This window comes from Rhizobium leguminosarum bv. viciae (assembly GCF_012276115.1).
In the GTDB taxonomy this organism is placed as follows: Bacteria; Pseudomonadota; Alphaproteobacteria; order Rhizobiales; family Rhizobiaceae; genus Rhizobium; species Rhizobium leguminosarum_T.
In genome coordinates this window covers 175,532-193,194 of record NZ_WIEU01000013.1, presented here as the reverse complement: position 1 = coordinate 193,194, position 17,663 = coordinate 175,532, and the positions used below count along the sequence as shown (strand labels likewise).

The following is a 17,663-nucleotide window of genomic DNA, read 5'->3' as shown; positions in this document are numbered from 1 at the left end:
TACAATTTTGGGCGCAGGCTCAAGACACTAAAGGGCCTCACCCCCTTCGAGTTCATCTGCAAAAGGTGGACTTCCGAGCCAGATCGATTCATCATCGATCCTATCCATCAAATGCCGGGACTAAACACCTAGGCCGTGTGGACTCTTGGGATTCCCAAGTTTGAGCAAATCAGATTCAAGACTGTCTTTTGGAGGCAGTCATGGGTGTTTTGGATCGATTGGTGCTGCGGGATGAACAGTGGGAGCGGATTGCTCCCCATATCATTGGTGACGAGCGCACGCGCGGTTCGTCAGGCCGCGACAACCGAATGTTTGTGGAGGCTGTGCTTTGGATCGTACGCACTGGCTCGCCCTGGCGTGATCTACCAGAGGTCTTCGGCGAGTGGAACAGTGTCTTCCGCCGTTTTAGCCGCTGGAGCCAGAAGGGTATCTGGTGGCGCATGTTTGCGGCGATGTCAGACGATCCAGATTTTGAATATCTGATCGTCGACTCCACCATCATCCGCGCCCATCAGCACGCTGCCGGCGCAAAAAGGGGGCTGAAGATCCGGCCCTTGGTCGCTCTCGCGGCGGTCTGAGCACCAAGATCCACATGGTGGTGCGCGGGTTGGGCTGCCCGGTTCGCTTCACACTCACCGCAGGCCAGAAAGGAGATGCGCCGCAAGCCGATGCCCTGATCGAGGGGCTTCCCGCCAAGGTCGTCATGGGTGATACCGCCTATGACAGCGATCGCCTGCGCGCCGAAATCGCCGGAAAAGGCGCAGTCGCCGTCATCCCCAACAATCCTTCTCGTGCTAAAAAATATCCGCTGGACAAGGACCTCTATGCTCAGCGCCATCTGATCGAATGCTGCTTCTCAAAACTCAAGCAGTTCCGAAGGGTCGCCACGCGCTTCGAGAAAACCGCCCGAAACTACCAAGCTGTCGTCACAATTGCCGCAACCGTGCTATGGCTCAGATAACTGTCCACACGGCCTAGTTGTTTAGTCCCGGCATTTGATGGATAGGATCGATGATGAATCGATCTGGCTCGGAAGTCCACCTTTTGCAGATGAACTCGAAGGGGGTGAGGCCCTTTAGTGTCTTGAGCCTGCGCCCAAAATTGTAGGCGTCGATGAAGTCGGCGAGATGCTTTTTCAGTTGTGCGTGATCGTCATAGTGGAAGCGCTTGACAGTCGCTTCCTTGATCGTCCGGTTCATCCGCTCGACCTGCCCATTGGTCCATGGGTGCTTAACCTTTGTCAGGCGATGCTCGATCTCGTATTCCTCACAGACTCGGTCGAAGATGTGCAGGAAAGCATTTTGGTCACAGGCCCGGTTGGTGAACTGGATGCCATTATCGGTCAGGATAGTATGGATGGTGTAGGGCACCGCCGCGATCAGGTTGCGCAGGAACTGGGCGGCATTCATCTTGCCAGCTTTGGCATAGAGCTCAGCGAAGGCGAACTTGGAAGTGCGATCAATCGCCACGAAGAGATAGAGCTTGCCCTCAGCCGTCTGCACCTCGGCAATATCGACGTGAAAGTAGCCGATCGGGTAGCTTTTGAACTTTTTCTTCGGTTCTTTGTCGCCTTTCACTTCCGGCAGGCGTGAAATGCCGTGGCGCTGCAGACACCTGTGCAGGGACGAACGCGTCAGATGCGGGATCGTCGGTTGAAGGGCATAGAGGCAGTCATCAAGAGGCAGCAATGTATGCCTGCGAAAGGCGACGATGACGGCTTCTTCTTCAAGGGAGAGGATTGTCGAATGCGGGTCCTTCGGGCCTGTCGGAAGATCGGCCAATGACGTCCGTCTCTTCCATTTGGCTATCGTCTTCTGATTGACCCCATACCGCTTTGAAAGCGCTCTCAGGCTCTCTTCACTATTTTGTATTGCTCGACGGATTGCCTCTGTCGTTGTGGCGCTCCCGTGTAGAACCTGGCCCATAGTGCCTCCCTCCATTCTAAGGAAAATAATGCACCATCAAATGCCGGGACTAAACACCTAGTCGGCAGGCTTTTTCGCCGACAGCACCGCTTCGGCGATCGCGCTCGCGGCGGCAACGTGATCCATCGCCGCACGATAAGCCCCCTCGCCGTCGCCGCGGCGGATGGCGTCGACGATCTTCGACATCTGCAGCGGCCCTTCTATGCCGCGTCTCTCCGTCTTGATCGTCATCGAGCGCAGGTGGTTTATACGCACGGTGAGGAGATTGACGACACCCCAGGCAACGTTCCTGTCAACCATCGTGAACAGCGTGTGATAGAAGGAAGAGGTGTTCGTCAGCACAGCCGCCATATCGTTGTCACGGTAACTGTTGCGGATCCCGGCCAGCGATTCCTCCAGCGCGGCGACGATCTCCGGGCTGCGGCGCTCGGCGCATAGCCGCGCCGCCATGCCTTCCAGCGCGCCGCGGATCTCATAGATCTGTTTGGCTTCGTCGATGTCGAGCTGCGCGACGATCGGCCCCTTATTCGGCAGATTGGCGACAAGCCCTTCCGATTCCAAATGCCTCAGAACCTCGCGCACGACTGTTCGGCTGACGCCGAGCTGGGCGCAGAGGTCACGCTCGACAAGGCGATCTCCAGGACGGAAATATCCGTTGACGATGGCTTCGCGGACCTTGTCGAGCGCTAATTCCCGCAAGGTCTTTGCAGGACGCTCGACTCGAATTGCGTCCTTCAGAGCACCGCTCATTGTCTACCTCAGTGTTGGACTTTGCACGCTCAACTTCCGCCGCGGCAGCCGAATGCAAGAATCGTATTATGGCGTACCAGATACTGTAGCTGTCGGCGTCCGGCAATTCAACAAGCGCCGTGCCGACCTATAGCGCCGCCCGTCTTTTCAGACGCGCAAAGCACGCTGTAGCACTTTGATCTGCTGCCTACATGTCGCAAGCTAGCCTCTTGAAACAATCTCCTCGGCCACGGCCTTGGCCTGCACCCGGATATCCGGAACGGCGGTGATCTCCCAGAATTGCCCCGCCGTCAGGGCACCGACCGCAAACAGCCGGGCAGGCGAGATCCGGGACGGGGCTATCACCTCGGACGCGGCATTCACCTGGATTCCGAGGCCAAGAGGACCGGGGACGATCAACTCATAGCGGCTCATTTCCTTCAATAGCGGTGAATGACTGATCCCGGCCCGCTCCATTCCCGTGCAGTTGCCGAGCCAGTCCGCCCTGATCTCGGCGATCTCGCGCGCCGCTCTGACCCTGTAGCCGGCAACGAGCCGGCCTTCCTCGGCCCTAAGCGATTTCAGGAAGCCCGCGTGGAAACGAACGGTTCCGTCCAAGACCAGCTTCTCAAACCTGTCGAATACGTCGGGCGCGACCCGGTGACGGTGGATGTTCCACCAGGGAAGCGCATGCCTGAGGAAGCGTGCCCGCTCCCTGCTCGAAAGCCGTTGCCAGAGAGCCTGCGTTGCAGGCCTCAGACCGTCCATCACGGCTCGCCAGTCGGCAACTGTCCTGCTCTTCGCCCGCAGGGTCTTCAATATGCCGCTGATCGTATCTGGAAGCGTCTCGACGTCGATCGGCAGAGGCGCTGGCGGCTTCCACGCGTGTCCAAGCGGCGCAAGCCCACGCCGCGAAAGCACATCGATCTTGCCGGCGTGGCCATGGGCGCGAAGCGCCAGCACCTGATCGATCATCGTGAGGCCCGATCCGAGGATACAGACCGCATCGGATGGTGCGACGCGCCTCAGCCACGAAAGCCGCCACGGGTTCTCGATGATCCGCGATCGCAGTGATGACGGGATGCCATCCGGAGCGACCGGCAGGGTCGCGTTCCCGACGCCGAGACAGAGCACCACGTTCCTGCCGGCAATCTCGTCGCCGTTGCCGAGGTGGAAGGCCAGCGTGCTGCTGTACCGTTCCACGCATCCCGCCGCCTTGGCCTTGATGAAATCGACCCGGCAACGGCCATCCCGATTTCGAAGCAGCCGTGCAAGCGTATCGCGGACATAAAGACCGTAATCGCTGCGCGAGGCAAAATCGCCGGCCTGCAGCTGGCGGCCATGGCTTTTCAGCCAGTCGACAAAGTCGTCGGGCTGATGCGGCAACAGGCTCATGCGGCCGGCGGGAACATTGAGGCGATGGAGATAGAGCTCCGTCCGGTACGCCGTCCCGCGGCCGAAGCCAGGATCGTCGCCGACGACGGCGACCTTCGCCGACGCCGGAAGCTGCTCGATGAGATTGCAGGTAACCGCGATCGCTGAAAAACCGGAACCGACCACGATAACATCATATGTCAAATGCATTCTCCCTGAAGCTCAGAACGTCATCGAGATATTTCGTCATTCAAGCCCCGTGTCGCTCACCGGTCCCTGCTGATCGCACGAGCGGCAGAATCACGAAAACAATTATCTCTATAGTCTATAAATATAGTTTGTTATTTCTCCCGCTAGCCCCTCCCCAACCATTACGCTTTTAAAGGTGAGATCAAGGGCCATGCGGCCCTGAACAAAGGGGCTCAAGATGAATTTCAGGAATTTGGTTGCCGCAATCGCCGTCGGCACTCTTGCAGCGGCTGTTGTTGCTGAAGCGGCGGACAAGAAGGTCGTCGTCGCCTATCAAACCGATGCCTTGCCGTCTTCCGTGGCGATCGCCAATGGCGAATTCGCCAAGGAGACGGGATACGAGATCGATTTCCGCAGGTTCAATTCGGGCGCCGAAATCTTTGCGGCGATTGCCTCCGGTGACGTGCAGGTCGGCTATGTCGGCTCCAGCCCGTTTGCGGCTGCGGTGTCACGCGGGCTCGAGGTCAAGGCCTTTTACCTCGCCTCCATCTCGGGCATCGACGAGGCTCTCGTCGTCCGCAACGGTTCCGGCATCGAAAGCCTGAATGATCTGAAGGGCAAGAAGCTTGCGGCCGCGCCAGTATCCACGGACCACTATCAGCTCCTGGCGCTGATCAAATCGCTGGGCCTGACCGAAAAAGACGTTCAGGTCTTCGCCATCCCTCAGCCCGAGATCGTCGCGAGCTATAATCGCGGCGACATCGACGGCGGCTTCGTCTGGGATCCGGCGCTGACCGAACTGAAAAAGAACGGAAAGGTTCTGGTGACCTCCAAGGAGGTGGCAGACAAGGGTGCGCCAACATTCTCGGCCTGGGTCGCAACCTCGGCGTTTGCCGCCGACAACCCGGACTTTCTGAAGGGCTTCGCTTCGGTCATCAACAAATACTACGCGTCCTTCGCGTCGGACAAATCCGCCTGGGGGTCCGACAGCGACAATGCCAAGTCGCTTGCCAAGCTTCTCGGCGGAACATCCGAGCAGCATGCCTCGGCCTTGAAGAACCTGACGCTGCTGACACCCGAGGCTCAGGCATCGGACGCCTGGCTCGGCGGCGGCGAAAAGGCGGGCGCCGGCAAGATCCTCAAGGACACGGCGTCGTTTCTGAAGGAACAGGGCAAGGTTTCCGACGTGCTGGCGAATTACGGCGCCTTCGTAACCGCAGATGCCCTCACCGGCGTCAGCAACTGATCCTCCCTGACGCCGGCGCAGTCGTTGCGCCGGCGTCGAACCTGCGAGCGGCAACATGCTTAAAGTCGATCACGCCAGCGTTTTCTTCGCAGCCCACGACGGACGGACCGTTCACGCGCTCGATCGCGTTTCCTTCGATATTCCCGAACGGGGCTTCGTCGTCGCACTCGGGGCGTCGGGATGCGGCAAATCAACCCTTCTCAACGCGATTGCCGGCTTCCTTCCGCTTTCGGATGGCCGGATCACGCTCGACGGCCGCGCGGTCGAACAACCCGGCGCAGACCGTGGCGTCGTTTTCCAGAAGGACTCGCTGTTGCCCTGGAAATCCGTTGTCGACAACGTCGCACTCGGTTTGAAATTCGCCGGGGTCAAGCGCAAGGAGCGCGAGGCGCGCGCGCTGGAGCTGCTCCGGCTGGTCGGTCTCGACGAATTCGCCGGCGCTTTTCCCTACGAGCTGTCGGGCGGCATGCGCCAGCGTGTCGGCATCGCACGGGCTCTGGCGACAAATCCCGACATCCTGTTGATGGACGAGCCATTCGGCGCACTCGACAGCCTGACACGCGAGCAGATGCAGGAACTGCTGGTTTCCATCTGGGATAAAACGGCAAAGAAAGTCTTCTTCATCACGCACTCGATCGAAGAGGCCCTGTTCCTGGGCACGCAGGTCCTAGTCATGTCACCTCGACCGGGACGCGTCGTGGCACGCTTCGATCTGGATTTCGTTCGCCGCTTCGCAGAGACCGGCGACGCCCGATCGATCAAGGCGTCGCCGCAATTTGCCGAGCTGCGCGAGGAAATCCGCGCCATTCTCCACAGCACCGAAGATCTGAGGAGCGCCGCATGAGCGATATAGTGCAGGCCCCGCCGATGGCGACGGGTAGAGAGGACCACCAGGTCAAGCTGGTGAAAATGGCGGGCTTCGGCGCCGGCGAGAAATCGACGGTGGCCATCAGCATTGCCACAGCGCTGGCCATAGTGCTGTTGTGGTGGCTGGTATCGGCGCTCGGTGTCGTCCCACACTTGTTTCTGCCGCGCCCGGACGAGGTGCTGACACAGATCGGCGCCATCTATCGCGACGGTTACGCCGGAGCGTCACTGTCCGAGCATGTTTTTGCAAGCCTGTTCCGCATCGTCGTCGCCGCCCTCATCGCCGTCTCCGCCGGCATTCCGCTCGGATTGCTCATGGGCCTGAATCGCTGGGCAAAGGGCGTGCTCGACGCGCCGATCGAGTTTTACTGGCCGCTTCCGCCGCTCTCCTACCTGCCGCTGATGATCATCTGGCTCGGCATCGGCGAAACGTCGAAGATCACGCTGCTGGTGCTTGCGATGTTCGCACCGATCTGCCTCTCGGCCCAGGCCGGTGTCCGTTCGCTGCCGATCGAACGCGTCAATGCCGCGCGTTCGTTGGGCGCGAGCCGGCTGCAGCTCTTCCTGGACATCGTCCTGCCATCCGCCCTGCCCGAGATTCTCACCGGCATCCGGATAGCGCTCGGTGTCGGCTGGGGCACGCTGGTTGCGGCTGAATTGATCGCCTCCACGCGCGGGATTGGTTTCATGATCATGTCGGCTTCACAGTTCCTGGCGACCGACGTCGTCTTCGTCGGTATCGGCATCATCGCGATCTGCGCGTTCACCTTCTCGGCCGCCATCCGGTTTCTGGAGGCGTTCCTCGTGCCGTGGAAGGGCAAGCTCTGACCAGAGGGCTGCAGGGAGGCCATATTCAATGGCTTCCCGCCGCCGCGTTCAGCCCGTGTATGGCGACGAGCTCGGCTGCGACCAGCTTCTGAAGCCGCCATAAATTGCGGTCCCGGATGCCGCGTTCCTCCAGATGTTTCACCGTCAGATACAGATATTCGGCGCAGGAGCCCATGTGTCCGCAGGCTCTTGCGAGCACCTGCGCCACCGTCTCCAGCGGCAATTTGCGGGAAACACGTTCGCCCTTCGGACCAGCCCAAAAGACCAGCGCGCGCACGAGCCCATGCGCGGTCGCGACGGGGATCCAGCGAACCGACGCAGCGTCTTCGATCGTGCCGACTTCACGGCGGATCAACCGCCGAATCTGGCCAAGGCGATCGTCATCGGCAAGCCTGAAGACAATGCCGTTGCAACGTCCACCGCGGTCAAGTGCCATCATCAGACCCGGCTGGGCGCGCGTTCCCCGCCAGCGGGTCATCTGCAGGCAGAAGGAGCGATGCCACCCTCTTGTTGCGCCATGCTGCGATTCAACGGCATCGAAGTCCGGCTTCCATATCAATGATCCATAGGCGAAGATCCAAAGCGGCGCGCCGATAGACTCGTGCAGAAGCCGGTTGGCGAGCATCTCCACCTCCGCTTCGGTCAGCGGTTTTCGGTGTGGTTCGGGGCCGACGTCGATCGCGGGGCGAAGGCTCAGCGATACGAGCTCGTCCGTCAGAGCCATTCTTGATCCGGTCATCAAAAGTTTGCTTTCGCGGACCGCCGACTGCTTATGCTCCCGGATCTCCGTCATGCGTCAATGCACCGTAAATCTGGCCGCATCGGCTTGGCGCCGCTGCAGGCTGCGTATCAGCATCGCGGCCTCCCTGACGATTGCCGAAAACGTCGCATCATCGGCCTCGGCGATCCTTCCCGTCATCTCGCGGATGATCGTCGTCAAATGAATGATGGAATGGCGATGCTGCGAATCTTCCGATCCCATTTGGGCATCGGCCATGGCGAGCAGCGTCTGCACCAGCCGCTCCATGGTGTGGCGGCGCCTGGTCTTCGGATCGGCATTCGGATCTTCGCTCAGGCGCAGCAGGTCGGCGACAATGTCGGACATTGTGGACCCACTCACATAGCAAAAGCCGGCGGCATGGAAACGACATGCCTTCGACCGCGCGTTTGCGTCTTCAAGCCCTCCAGCAATCGGTAGCCGTTGCGCCAGCGGCCAAAGCCGCTGGCGACATTGATGTGCCCGGCAAGGCCGATATTCCTGGTCTCGGCGTTCCACAGGCGACCGAACAGGGTCAACCGATCGACCGTCATGTAGGCATCGTTCATGCTGCCGACGACGATGCTCGGAAAGGGCAAAGGCGCCGTCGGCATGGCGCCAAACGAAATATGCCTGGGATGCAGGTTTTCCGTGGCCGGCAGATCGCATGGAGCAACGAGCAACGCCCCTTTGACGCGACGGGCAGCGCTTCGCCCGGCCAAGCGGGCAGCAAGCAGGCATCCGAGACTATGGGCAACCAGATAGGCCTCGCCGGCCTCTTCAAGCGCGCCTTCCAATCGCAACAGCCAGTTGTCAAGGTTCGGATGATCCCAGTCATCCTGAACGACGCAACGACTGCTTGGCTGATCCTGCAGCCAGTGCTGTTGCCAATGCCCTTCTCCCGAGCCGAAAAGCCCGGGAAGAATAAGTACATCGATCATCTGACGGCATCCTCTCTGAAGCTGCGCGTCGGTCTTTCTCCCGATCGGGGCAAACATCGGACATCACTCATCAGATCCACCCGATCACCAGGGCGAACAGGAATGTGAAGGAACTGACGATCGTGCAGATTCCGGCCGCATGCCTGAAATGCGACATGACGCTGCCTTCCGCTCTTCTCGCACCGTGCCGCCGCGGGTCGGTCTCAACGATAATCGCCATCACGCCGTTCTCCTCAATACCAAAGGCCGGGCATCGTGCCCCAATAATGGAGTTCGTATTCGCGGGCGGACCGGTCACGCTCTTCGTCCCGCGCGAACAATCCGTTTACCGGCTCCCGTGCAGCGGGCGGCTTCAGGCCGAGGAACCGGCCGATCGAAAGCTTCAGCCAGAACTGAAAATCAAGCTTCATGCGAACCTCCTGTCAGGAACCGGTATTCTTCGGTTAGAGCATTTCCGTTTTTCTTCGAATCACGGAAGTGCTCTATCTCTTTGTTTTCATGCAATTCCGGACGCAAAACCGCTGCGCACTTTTGCTGGAATTGCTCTACGAAATCAGCGAATGACGTTGTGCATTGGCGAGTAGAACGTGAAGCGATGCCGTCGGTCCGTAGAGCATCAGCAGGCGGTTCTCCTCGCGTTTGGCGAGACGATAGCGTCGGGCGAATTCGAAGACGCTCCATAATTGCTCGCTTGGCCCCGGCCTTTCCGCATCGGTGATCGTCGCTTCCTGAGATCGAGCCATGGTGACGATCCTTACTCGGCTGCCGCCAGGGCCGGGTTTGCGCCCGGAAAGAAGGCCGCCAATTCTCCGATCACTTCGTTGATGCGGGCCAAAAGCGCGTCGGATGAAACCGCATAGTCTGTGAAATCGCGGTCGGACGCATAGACGGCGGTCGGCAAGGTGTGGGCCATGAAAAAACCAAACAGCGGCCGAAGCTGATGTTCGACCATCAAAGCATGCCGGTCACCGCCGCCGGTCGCCGTGATGATGATCGGCTTGCCCCGAAGTTCGTGGGGGTCGATCAGGTCGATGAGGTGTTTGAAATGGCCGGGATAAGAGCCCTTGTAGGTCGGCGAGCCGATGATCAGGGCATCGGCCTGCACGATCTCGTCGACGACACGCCTGGCCTGCGCGTCGAGATCCTTGCGCCACAAGGCGCTGCCCAGTGACGGACCGACATCATGCAGATCATACGTCTTGCTCGTGAACGCGTAGCGAATGCTCGCACGTTCGGCGACGTGCCGCACAAGTGCCAATGTCTTCGATGGACGGTTGAAGCTGCCAGCGATGCCGACGAGTTTGAAACCTGACATGGTTTTTCCTCTCTTTGCGTTGCCTCAACTATTGTCTACAAAATTGATAGATTAAAGAAACATGCATCTCTCCTTGTTAGCCTGGTTGAAAAAAACGTTCGCCGCCGCTTCAGCACGCATAAGCTGCAAGGCGACCGCCATCGACATCTGCGACCTCGGGACGCTGCAATTCCAAGCCTAAGGCTTGTTGCCGTGAAGATGACGTTCGAGGAAGGGCAAATTGTCCTGCCCCCAATAGATCTCGCCGTCAAAGACATAGGTGGGAAAGCCGAAGACGCCGCTGTCGCGGGCATGCACGCGGTCCGCCGACCACTTGTTCTGGACATCGTCGTCGGCTTGTCGCCTGAGGAGCGCTGCGCCGTCGAAACCTGCTGATGTCACGATCGCCTCGCGCACATCGGGCTTGCCGATATCCCTCGCCTCGCTCCAGAAGGCATGCTGCAGGGCGCGGGCAACGCCGATCCAATCCTGTCCGTCGAGATAGGCGGCAATCACGAAGAGGGACGCCGGCGTCGGATCACTCAAAACAGGGCGATGTTCGAGCCGCAGTTCCTTGCCGCGTACGCGCGCCCAGCGCTTGAGGTCCCGCGTCCAGTAGGCGCGCCGGATCTCCGGGCGGTTGCGCGAAAAGATACCACCATTTTCCTCGACCACCGTCGTCAGATAGGGCGTGATGACGACGTCGTTCTTCGCCGCAAGTTCGGCGAAGGCATCGAAGCCGATATACGACCAGGGCGAGCCGATCGAAAAGAAATATTCTACCGATTTGGTCACTGATGAATGTTCCCTGTGAGGTGATTGTTCTGGCGTCGAATAGACGACGGCATTTTCAGGAAGCGGCGCGGATGTCGGATGGCGCTTTCCATCCCAGTTCCGGTGCGATCAGCGTCGCGAAGTCGTGGAGAATCTGGCGATACTGCTCGTGCTCGAACTCGTAAGGAAGCTCCAGCCTCAACTCGCTGACCTCGGGCAGGATCGGATCGGCAAACAGCTGCGCCAATATCTCGTCCGATGTGCCGACGATATCACGGGCGAACAAGGTGCGCCGCTCTCCCTGCGGTGAAAGCGTCCGCTCATGACGGCCATCGGCATAGTCTCGATACCGGCGGCGCGTTGCGGCATCGGCGCTGTCGAAAGGCACGATGACGCGGCCCAGCGCGACCCGGCGCTGCGTGCCGGCGGCGCGATAGGTTTCGATCAGCCGCGACTGAGCGATGAAGAAATCATCGGTCCTCTCACCCGTTATCACATTGCCGGTCAACAGATTGAAGCCATTGCGGCCGGCCCATTCGGCAGAGCGCTGCGACCCGCCGCCATACCAGATCCGGTCGATCAGGCCCTTGGCATAAGGCTGCAGCCGCGGCCGCTGCGGGCCGAAGGGCGTCTTGATCAAGGTTTGCTCGTCGCCGAGATAAGTGCCACGCAGATTGTCGGCAAAGCGCAGCACGCGGTCATGTGAGAAATCGTAACGCGTCCAGTCGCCGTCGAAGACAAGCGGAGCGATCAGCTCGGCGTGCAGCGGCCGGCCGGCGCTGACGCCGATGTTCAGCCGCCCGCGCGACAGAATATCGACGGTGGCGAGATCTTCGGCCAGCCGGTAGGGGCTTTCATAACCGATCGGGATGACCGCGGTTCCAAGCTCGATCCGGCTGGTGCGCTGCGTCGCCGCCGCCAGGAAGGCGCTGGCCGAAGAGATTCCGGGCTCCAGGTGCCGCTGGCGGACCCAAGCGCTGTCGAAGCCCAGATCCTCGCCAAATTGCAGCTGCTCAAGCGTCTGCTCCAATCCCGACAACGAGTCTTCGTCGGGATAATTGCCGGGGGTGAGGAAGCCGATATGGCTGATGGATATGTTGCCCACTCGTGCCATCCGATGATCAGTATTTCGGCAGGCCGGGCGGATTGGTCTCGGATACCGGCAAGGCTTCCTCGGAAAGATGCCAGTGGTCGAGGATTTTCGCGTAGGCGCCATCTTTGATCAGGCCGTTGGTGGCGACAGTCAGCGCATCGGCCAGCCCACTTCCCTTGCGGGTGGTGATCGCCACATCCGAGCGATCCGGCCAGCCGGCGCTCAGCGTGCCGACGCGCTTGATGTTCTTGTCGCGTGCGGCGATGAAGACGAGCTGTGCATGCGGCTGGACGATGACATCGGCCCGGCCGGACCGCAGCGCGAGGAGGCTTGCCGCCTCGTCGTCATAATATTGCAGCTCGATCGGTTTCAGGCCCGCGGCAACATCTTCCTCGCTCCACTTCACCAGGATCCGCTCCTGGTTGGTGCCGGCCCCGACAATGACCCTGAGGCCTGCCGCATCCTTGGGCTCCTTGATCGAGGTGACCGGACTGTCGGATTTGACGAAGAAACCGTGCAGGCCCTGGCGGTAGGTGGAGAAATCGAACTTCTCCTTGCGCTGCTCGGTGACCCCGACATTGGAGATGACGGCATCATACTTGCCCGAGGCGAGGCCGAGCGGCCAGTCGATCCAGGCGACCGGCACGATCTCCAGCGTCAGCCCGAGGCTGTCGGCGATGGCATAGGCATAATCGGGATCTGCCCCGACCACGGTCTTGGCGTCGGTGGCATAGGTGGCAAGCGGCGGGCCGCCCGGGCTGACGGCGATGGTGAACTTGCCTGGTGTGGCGAACTTGAATTCCCTAGGGATCGCAGCGATAGCCGCATCGTTCCTGGCGGCATGAAGCCGGCCCGGCTGCCCTGGGCTGAGGTCGAAATCCTCGGCTGCATGAGCTGCGCCGTAGGAAAGGGCTGACGCCATGGCGGCGATCAGCAGGATCCGGAATGCCGGAAAGGCAATCATCGTCTTTAATCTCCAAACTGTAAGGCAGGGTGGCCGGCGGCAATGCCGCCGGCCTATAGGAACTGATCAGGAGCCGCTCTTCGGCAGGCCCGGCGGGTTGGTCTGGGCCTTGTCGATCGCTTCGGGACCGAGGTTCCACGTATCGAGGATCTTCCGATAGGCGCCGCTGGCGATCAGATCGTTGACGACATCGGTCAAGGGCGCCGCCAGGCCGCTGCCCTTGCGTGTGGTGACGGCAATCTCGGCCGTGTTCGGCCAACCGCCGCTGACGGTACCGACGAGCTTGGTCTTGCCGTTGATCCCCGCCGAATAGGCCTGCGTCGCGTTCACGCTGAAAACGGTGTCTGCTCTGCCGGACTGAACGGCGAGATCCTTGACTGCGTCGTCGTCATAATATTGCACCTCGATCGGTTTCAGGCCGGCGGCGACGTTCTCACGATCCCACTCCAGCAGGATCTTCTCCTGGTTGGTGCCGGCATCGGTGATCACCTTCAGGCCGGCAATATCCTTCGGCTGCTTGATCGCCGTGATCGGACTGTCAACTTTGACGTAGAAGCCAAGCTCGTCCTTGCGGTAGGTCGAGAAATCGAATTTCTCCTTGCGTTCTTCCGTGACGGTCACGTTGGAGATCACCGCGTCAAACTTTCCGGAGGTCAGCCCCAACGGCCAATCGGCCCAGGCAACGGAAACCAACTCGAGCTTCAGTCCCAGGCTGTCGGCAATGGCCTGCGCCAGATCGACGTCGTAGCCGATGACGGTCTTGGAATCGGAGGCATAGTCATGCAGCGGAAGATTGCCGCTCGAGCTGATGCCGACGGTGAGGACACCATTTTCGACGAACTTGAAGTCCTTGATTTCGGCAATGCGCTTCTCGCTCTTTTCCACCCGCAGCCGGTTCGGCTGCTCGGGGCTGAGATCGAACTTCTGCTGCGCATGCGCGGAACCGAAACCGATAGCAGTAATGGTGACGGCTCCCACTATCAGAAGCCTTGCCCTATCTGTAAATGTCATGCCCCTTCTCCATTTCATCTTTAGGTTGTGATTGTTGTTATTCGGCCGGAGCAGCCCGTCGCGGCCCGGCATTTCGCCAGCGCAGTTTCGCGCTAGAGAACCTTGGCGAGGAATTCCCGCGTGCGGGGATGTTCCGCTTGTGTGAAGATGCGGGCCGGCGGGCCAGCCTCCAGAATGCGGCCGCTCTCCATGAAGACGACGCTGTCGGCGACTTCGCGGGCAAAGCCGACCTCATGGGTGACGATGACGAGCGTCGTGCCGGTGCGGGCAAGCTCCTTGATGACGTCGAGCACTTCGCCGACGAGCTCCGGATCGAGTGCCGATGTCGGCTCGTCGAAGAGCAGCACCTTCGGGCGGAGCGCCAGTGCGCGGGCGATCGCCACACGCTGCTGCTGGCCGCCGGAAAGCTGGCGCGGATAGGCGTTGATCTTGTCGCTGAGGCCGATGCGTGCCAGCAGCTCCTGCGCCAGTTGCACGGCGTCCTCGCGGCCGGCGCCGCGAACCTGGATCGGTGCCTCGATGAGGTTTTCGAGCACGGTCAGATGCGGGAAGAGATTGAAGCTCTGGAAGACCATGCCGATATCGGCGCGGCCTCTGAGGATATCCTTCTCCTTGAGCTCGTAGAGCGTGTCGCCCTTCCTGCTGTAACCGACGAAATCGCCGTCGACTGAGATGAAACCCTCATCGACACGCTCCAGATGGTTGATGGCGCGCAGAAGCGTCGACTTGCCGGAGCCGGACGGACCGAGGATGGCGGTCACGCTGCCGGCGGGCAGGCTGAGCTCGACATCATCGAGCACTTTCAGTGAGCCGAAGCTTTTGGAGATACCGTGGATGCGCACCGCGCCGCCTGCGGCCCGCAGCGTCGCCGCATCGCGGAAACCGATCTTGCGCACCGTGTCGGTCGCCGTATCGAGGACAGGCAGCGGACGGCGGAAACGCTCGAAAAATGCCTGGAAGGGCAATGGCGTCGGATTGCGCACGGCGCCTTTGGAAAAGTAGCGTTCGATATAGCGCTGAGCGATCGACAGCACCGTCATGATGATCAGATACCAGACGGTCGCGACCATCAGCAGCGGAATGACTTCGAGATTGCGGCGGTAGATCACCTGGACCGTATAGAAGAGCTCCGGCAGCGCCAGCACGTAGACCATGGAGGTGCTCTTCGCCAGTCCGATGAGTTCGTTGAAGCCGGTCGGCAGGATCGAGCGCATGGCCTGCGGCAACACGATGCGGAAGGCCTGGCGGCGGCGCGGCAGACCGAGTGCTGCGGCGGCCTCCAACTGTCCGTGATCCACCGAGAGAATACCGCCGCGCACGATCTCGGCGAAAAAGGCCGACTGGTTGAGCGTCAGGCCGAGAAAGGCAGCGGCAAAGGGTGTCAGCAATTGCACTGTGGGATAGTCGAGGAAGATGGTATCGGTGAAGGGAATGCCGATCTTGATCGTCTCGTACAGATAGCCGAGATTGTTCAGGATCAGCAGCAGCACGATGACCGGGATCGAGCGCAGCAGCCAGATATAGCCCCAGGAAAGGCCGGAGAGCAACGGCGACTTGGAAACGCGGGCAAGCGCCAGAGCCGTTCCGAGGATGGAGCCGGATATGGCGGCAAGCACGGTCAAAAGCAGCGTCCGGCCGAGACCGACGAGCACTGGTTCGGCAAAGAACCATTCGGCAAAGACGCCCCAACCCCAGCGCGGATTGGTGAAGATGGAATAGAGCACGGCGATGATGACGAGGGCAGCAAAGATCGTGCCTGCCAGGCGGCCCGGATGACGCGCCGGCACGATGCGGTAACGGGAATAATCCTTCGATCCTGCCGTCCTGCTGCCGTGGTCGATGCCGGCGAAATCCGTTGTCAGTGCCATTGTGCTTCCCTTTTATGATTGTCGGTCTTTGCCGTTTTCAGAAATTTGCGCCGGCCACGCGCAGGCGCGGTTCGGCATCTTCGTGCGCAGGCTGAGCGAGATGGCTGATGTCCTTCTCGAAGGGCAGGCTCTTGTAGATCTCGGGATCGGCGGAGGTGTCGAAGAGAGCGATGTAGCCGTAGCTCAGATAGAGGCCGACCGCCTCGGGCTGGCGAAACCCGGTCGTCAGGTAGATGCGGGAATAGCCTTGGCGGGCAGCCTGGGCTTCCAGTTCCACCAGCACCTTGCGGGCAAGGCCCTGGCGGCGCAGATCGGAGCGCGTCCAGATGCGTTTGAACTCGGCGGTGCGTTCGTCATAGTTCTTGAAGGCGCCTCCGCCGATGGTTTCGTCATTGCGGATCAACAGGAGAAAATTGCCGTTAGGCGGCGCAAAGGCTTCGGGAGGATAGCGGTTGAGTTCGGCCGCAGCCCCTTCGGCATTGAAATAATTGCCGTAGCGGCTGTCGTATTCGTGGATCAATTCATCGATCAGCGGCCTGGCGCGCGGGTCGAGAGGGCTGGTATAGAGAAACGTATCGCTCATATTCATCACCCGTTGTCATCAGTGAGGAAGGTTTCGGCGAGCCGCACCCAGTAGCGGGCGGCGGGCGCAATGATCGCGTCGTTGAAATTGTAGTGGGCGCTGTGGAGAGGAGCGCTGTCGCCGTTCCCGACGAAGAGGTAGCTGCCGGGATTTGCCTGCAGCATGAAGGCAAAATCCTCGCTCGCGGTTCTCGGCCGGAAATCCTTCTCGATCGCTGCGGGGCCGAGTGCGTCATGGGCGACATCGCGGGCGAAGGCCGTCTCCGCTGCATGGTTGACCAGCGCCGGAAAGCCGAGGCGGTAATTCACATCCGCCTCGGCGCCGAAGCTTTCGGCCTGGGCGCGGGCAAGTGCGGGAATGCGCTCTCGCAATAGCTGGCGGACCGTCTCGCTGAAAGCCCGCATGGTGAGCTTCATCTCGACGCTCTCAGGGATCACGTTCGAGGCGGAGCCCGCATGGATCGAACCGACGGTCGCGACCGCCATGTCCTGCGGGTCGACATTGCGGGAGACGACGCTCTGCAGGGCGGTGATGAAGGAGGCCGAGGCAAGCACCGGATCGACGGCGCGGTGCGGCTCGGCGCCGTGGCCGCCCTTGCCGATGATCTTGATCACCGCCTGATCGACCGAGGCCATGGCCGGGCCGTTGACGAATCCGAATTGTCCCGCGGGAACATCGGGCCAATTGTGCAGCCCGAAGACCGCGTCGACAGGAAACCGTTCGAACAGGCCTTCCGATATCATTTTGCGGGCGCCGGCGCCGATTTCCTCAGCGGGCTGAAAGATCAGCCGCAGCGTGCCGCTGAAATTGCCGCTTTCGGCGAGATAGCGGGCGGCGGCGAGCAGGATCGCTGTATGCCCGTCATGGCCGCAGGCATGCATGACGCCCGGATTGCTGCTGGCATAGGCAAGACCGGTCGCTTCCTCGATCGGCAGCGCATCCATGTCGGCGCGGATGCCGATCCGTCTTTTGCCGTCGCCGCGCCTGAGGGTGGCGACGATGCCGGTTCCGGCAATGCCCGTCGCCACCTCATAGCCCCAGGAGGAAAGGCGGGATGCCACGAGCTTGCTGGTCCTGAGCTCCTGGAACGCAAGCTCCGGATATTGGTGCAGGTCGTGGCGAAGCACGATGATCTCGTCGATGTAGGCGGCGATACCTCTTTCGACCGGATCGTTGCTGCGCGAGTTGTGAGCGACGATGTTCATGACGGTTCGTCGGCG

General features: G+C 60.7%; 21 protein-coding genes and 1 pseudogene. 5 read left to right on the top strand and 17 right to left on the bottom strand.

The genetic code is table 11. The annotated features are described in order from the left end of the window. A pseudogene (locus GFM02_RS22505) lies at positions 1-132 on the top strand (IS481 family transposase); the annotation flags it as partial. Between the two features lie 68 nt (positions 133-200). Then, positions 201-961 (top strand): IS5 family transposase gene (locus GFM02_RS22500; protein ID WP_168322849.1). Its coding sequence is split into 2 segments (ribosomal slippage): positions 201-528 and positions 528-961, totalling 762 coding nucleotides; the frame shifts between segments, so codons are not numbered across the junction. A 13-nt stretch (positions 962-974) separates the two neighbouring features. Here GFM02_RS22500 and GFM02_RS22495 read toward each other — a convergent pair. The 3 genes from GFM02_RS22495 to GFM02_RS22485 form a co-directional block, all read right to left on the bottom strand. Further along, positions 975-1,925, bottom strand: a complete 951-nt coding sequence (locus GFM02_RS22495; protein ID WP_168322848.1) for an IS481 family transposase — start codon at positions 1,923-1,925, stop codon at positions 975-977. Between the two features lie 57 nt (positions 1,926-1,982). After that, the gene (locus GFM02_RS22490) at positions 1,983-2,675 is read right to left on the bottom strand and encodes a GntR family transcriptional regulator (protein WP_011654275.1); all 693 of its coding nucleotides are present in this window, start codon (positions 2,673-2,675) and stop codon (positions 1,983-1,985) included. Positions 2,676-2,876: 201 nt separating this feature from the next. Further along, on the bottom strand, positions 2,877-4,238 hold the full coding sequence (locus GFM02_RS22485) for an FAD/NAD(P)-binding protein (protein ID WP_168322847.1): 1,362 nt from the start codon (positions 4,236-4,238) through the stop codon (positions 2,877-2,879). 217 nt (positions 4,239-4,455) lie between these two features. Here GFM02_RS22485 and tauA point away from each other — a divergent pair, with 217 nt between their 5' ends. From tauA to GFM02_RS22470, 3 genes are read left to right on the top strand one after another with little or no spacing between them, the layout of a single operon-like run. Further along, on the top strand, positions 4,456-5,463 hold the full coding sequence (gene tauA, locus GFM02_RS22480; RefSeq protein WP_168322846.1) for a taurine ABC transporter substrate-binding protein: 1,008 nt from the start codon (positions 4,456-4,458) through the stop codon (positions 5,461-5,463). Between the two features lie 55 nt (positions 5,464-5,518). Continuing rightward, positions 5,519-6,307: a taurine ABC transporter ATP-binding protein gene (locus tag GFM02_RS22475; RefSeq protein ID WP_168322845.1), complete on the top strand. Its 789-nt coding sequence runs from the start codon at positions 5,519-5,521 to the stop codon at positions 6,305-6,307. Continuing rightward, positions 6,304-7,158 (top strand): ABC transporter permease subunit, encoded by an 855-nt coding sequence (locus tag GFM02_RS22470; RefSeq protein WP_168322844.1) that lies wholly within the window; start codon positions 6,304-6,306, stop codon positions 7,156-7,158. The genes GFM02_RS22475 and GFM02_RS22470 overlap by 4 nt, the downstream gene beginning before the upstream one ends. Before the next feature lie 25 nt (positions 7,159-7,183). On the opposite strand, the gene GFM02_RS22465 is transcribed toward GFM02_RS22470, so the two are convergent. From GFM02_RS22465 to GFM02_RS22400, 14 genes are all read right to left on the bottom strand, one after another. Continuing rightward, positions 7,184-7,951 carry a gamma-glutamylcyclotransferase gene (locus tag GFM02_RS22465; protein WP_168322843.1) on the bottom strand — a complete coding sequence of 256 codons (768 nt, stop codon included), beginning with the start codon at positions 7,949-7,951 and terminating at the stop codon, positions 7,184-7,186. A 3-nt stretch (positions 7,952-7,954) separates the two neighbouring features. Then, on the bottom strand, positions 7,955-8,263 hold the full coding sequence (locus GFM02_RS22460; RefSeq protein ID WP_168322842.1) for a hypothetical protein: 309 nt from the start codon (positions 8,261-8,263) through the stop codon (positions 7,955-7,957). Between the two features lie 11 nt (positions 8,264-8,274). Further along, complete coding sequence (locus GFM02_RS22455) at positions 8,275-8,856, bottom strand: RBBP9/YdeN family alpha/beta hydrolase (protein ID WP_168322841.1); 582 nt, start codon at positions 8,854-8,856, stop codon at positions 8,275-8,277. A 70-nt stretch (positions 8,857-8,926) separates the two neighbouring features. Further along, the gene (locus tag GFM02_RS22450) at positions 8,927-9,076 is read right to left on the bottom strand and encodes a hypothetical protein (RefSeq protein WP_168322840.1); all 150 of its coding nucleotides are present in this window, start codon (positions 9,074-9,076) and stop codon (positions 8,927-8,929) included. A 13-nt stretch (positions 9,077-9,089) separates the two neighbouring features. Next, positions 9,090-9,266, bottom strand: coding sequence for a hypothetical protein (locus tag GFM02_RS22445; RefSeq protein WP_165505261.1), 177 nt, complete (start codon positions 9,264-9,266; stop codon positions 9,090-9,092). A gap of 135 nt (positions 9,267-9,401) precedes the next feature. Then, positions 9,402-9,599: a hypothetical protein gene (locus GFM02_RS22440; protein ID WP_027667287.1), complete on the bottom strand. Its 198-nt coding sequence runs from the start codon at positions 9,597-9,599 to the stop codon at positions 9,402-9,404. A gap of 11 nt (positions 9,600-9,610) precedes the next feature. After that, the gene (msuE, locus tag GFM02_RS22435) at positions 9,611-10,171 is read right to left on the bottom strand and encodes an FMN reductase (protein WP_168322839.1); all 561 of its coding nucleotides are present in this window, start codon (positions 10,169-10,171) and stop codon (positions 9,611-9,613) included. A 177-nt stretch (positions 10,172-10,348) separates the two neighbouring features. Then, on the bottom strand, positions 10,349-10,945 hold the full coding sequence (locus GFM02_RS22430) for a DsbA family protein (protein ID WP_168322838.1): 597 nt from the start codon (positions 10,943-10,945) through the stop codon (positions 10,349-10,351). A 55-nt stretch (positions 10,946-11,000) separates the two neighbouring features. Next, positions 11,001-12,038 carry an LLM class flavin-dependent oxidoreductase gene (locus tag GFM02_RS22425; RefSeq protein WP_168322837.1) on the bottom strand — a complete coding sequence of 346 codons (1,038 nt, stop codon included), beginning with the start codon at positions 12,036-12,038 and terminating at the stop codon, positions 11,001-11,003. Positions 12,039-12,045: 7 nt separating this feature from the next. Then, positions 12,046-12,981, bottom strand: a complete 936-nt coding sequence (locus GFM02_RS22420; protein ID WP_168322836.1) for an ABC transporter substrate-binding protein — start codon at positions 12,979-12,981, stop codon at positions 12,046-12,048. A 66-nt stretch (positions 12,982-13,047) separates the two neighbouring features. Beyond that, positions 13,048-13,992 (bottom strand): ABC transporter substrate-binding protein, encoded by a 945-nt coding sequence (locus GFM02_RS22415; RefSeq protein WP_168322835.1) that lies wholly within the window; start codon positions 13,990-13,992, stop codon positions 13,048-13,050. A gap of 92 nt (positions 13,993-14,084) precedes the next feature. After that, entirely contained in the window at positions 14,085-15,860 is a 1,776-nt protein-coding gene (locus GFM02_RS35480; RefSeq protein WP_168322834.1) for an amino acid ABC transporter permease/ATP-binding protein, read from the bottom strand. 37 nt (positions 15,861-15,897) lie between these two features. Further along, a complete protein-coding gene (locus GFM02_RS22405) occupies positions 15,898-16,452 on the bottom strand; it encodes a GNAT family N-acetyltransferase (RefSeq protein WP_168322833.1) in 555 nt (184 codons plus the stop codon). Continuing rightward, a complete protein-coding gene (locus GFM02_RS22400) occupies positions 16,449-17,648 on the bottom strand; it encodes a M20 aminoacylase family protein (RefSeq protein WP_168322832.1) in 1,200 nt (399 codons plus the stop codon). The genes GFM02_RS22405 and GFM02_RS22400 overlap by 4 nt, the downstream gene beginning before the upstream one ends. Positions 17,649-17,663: the final 15 nt, after the last annotated feature.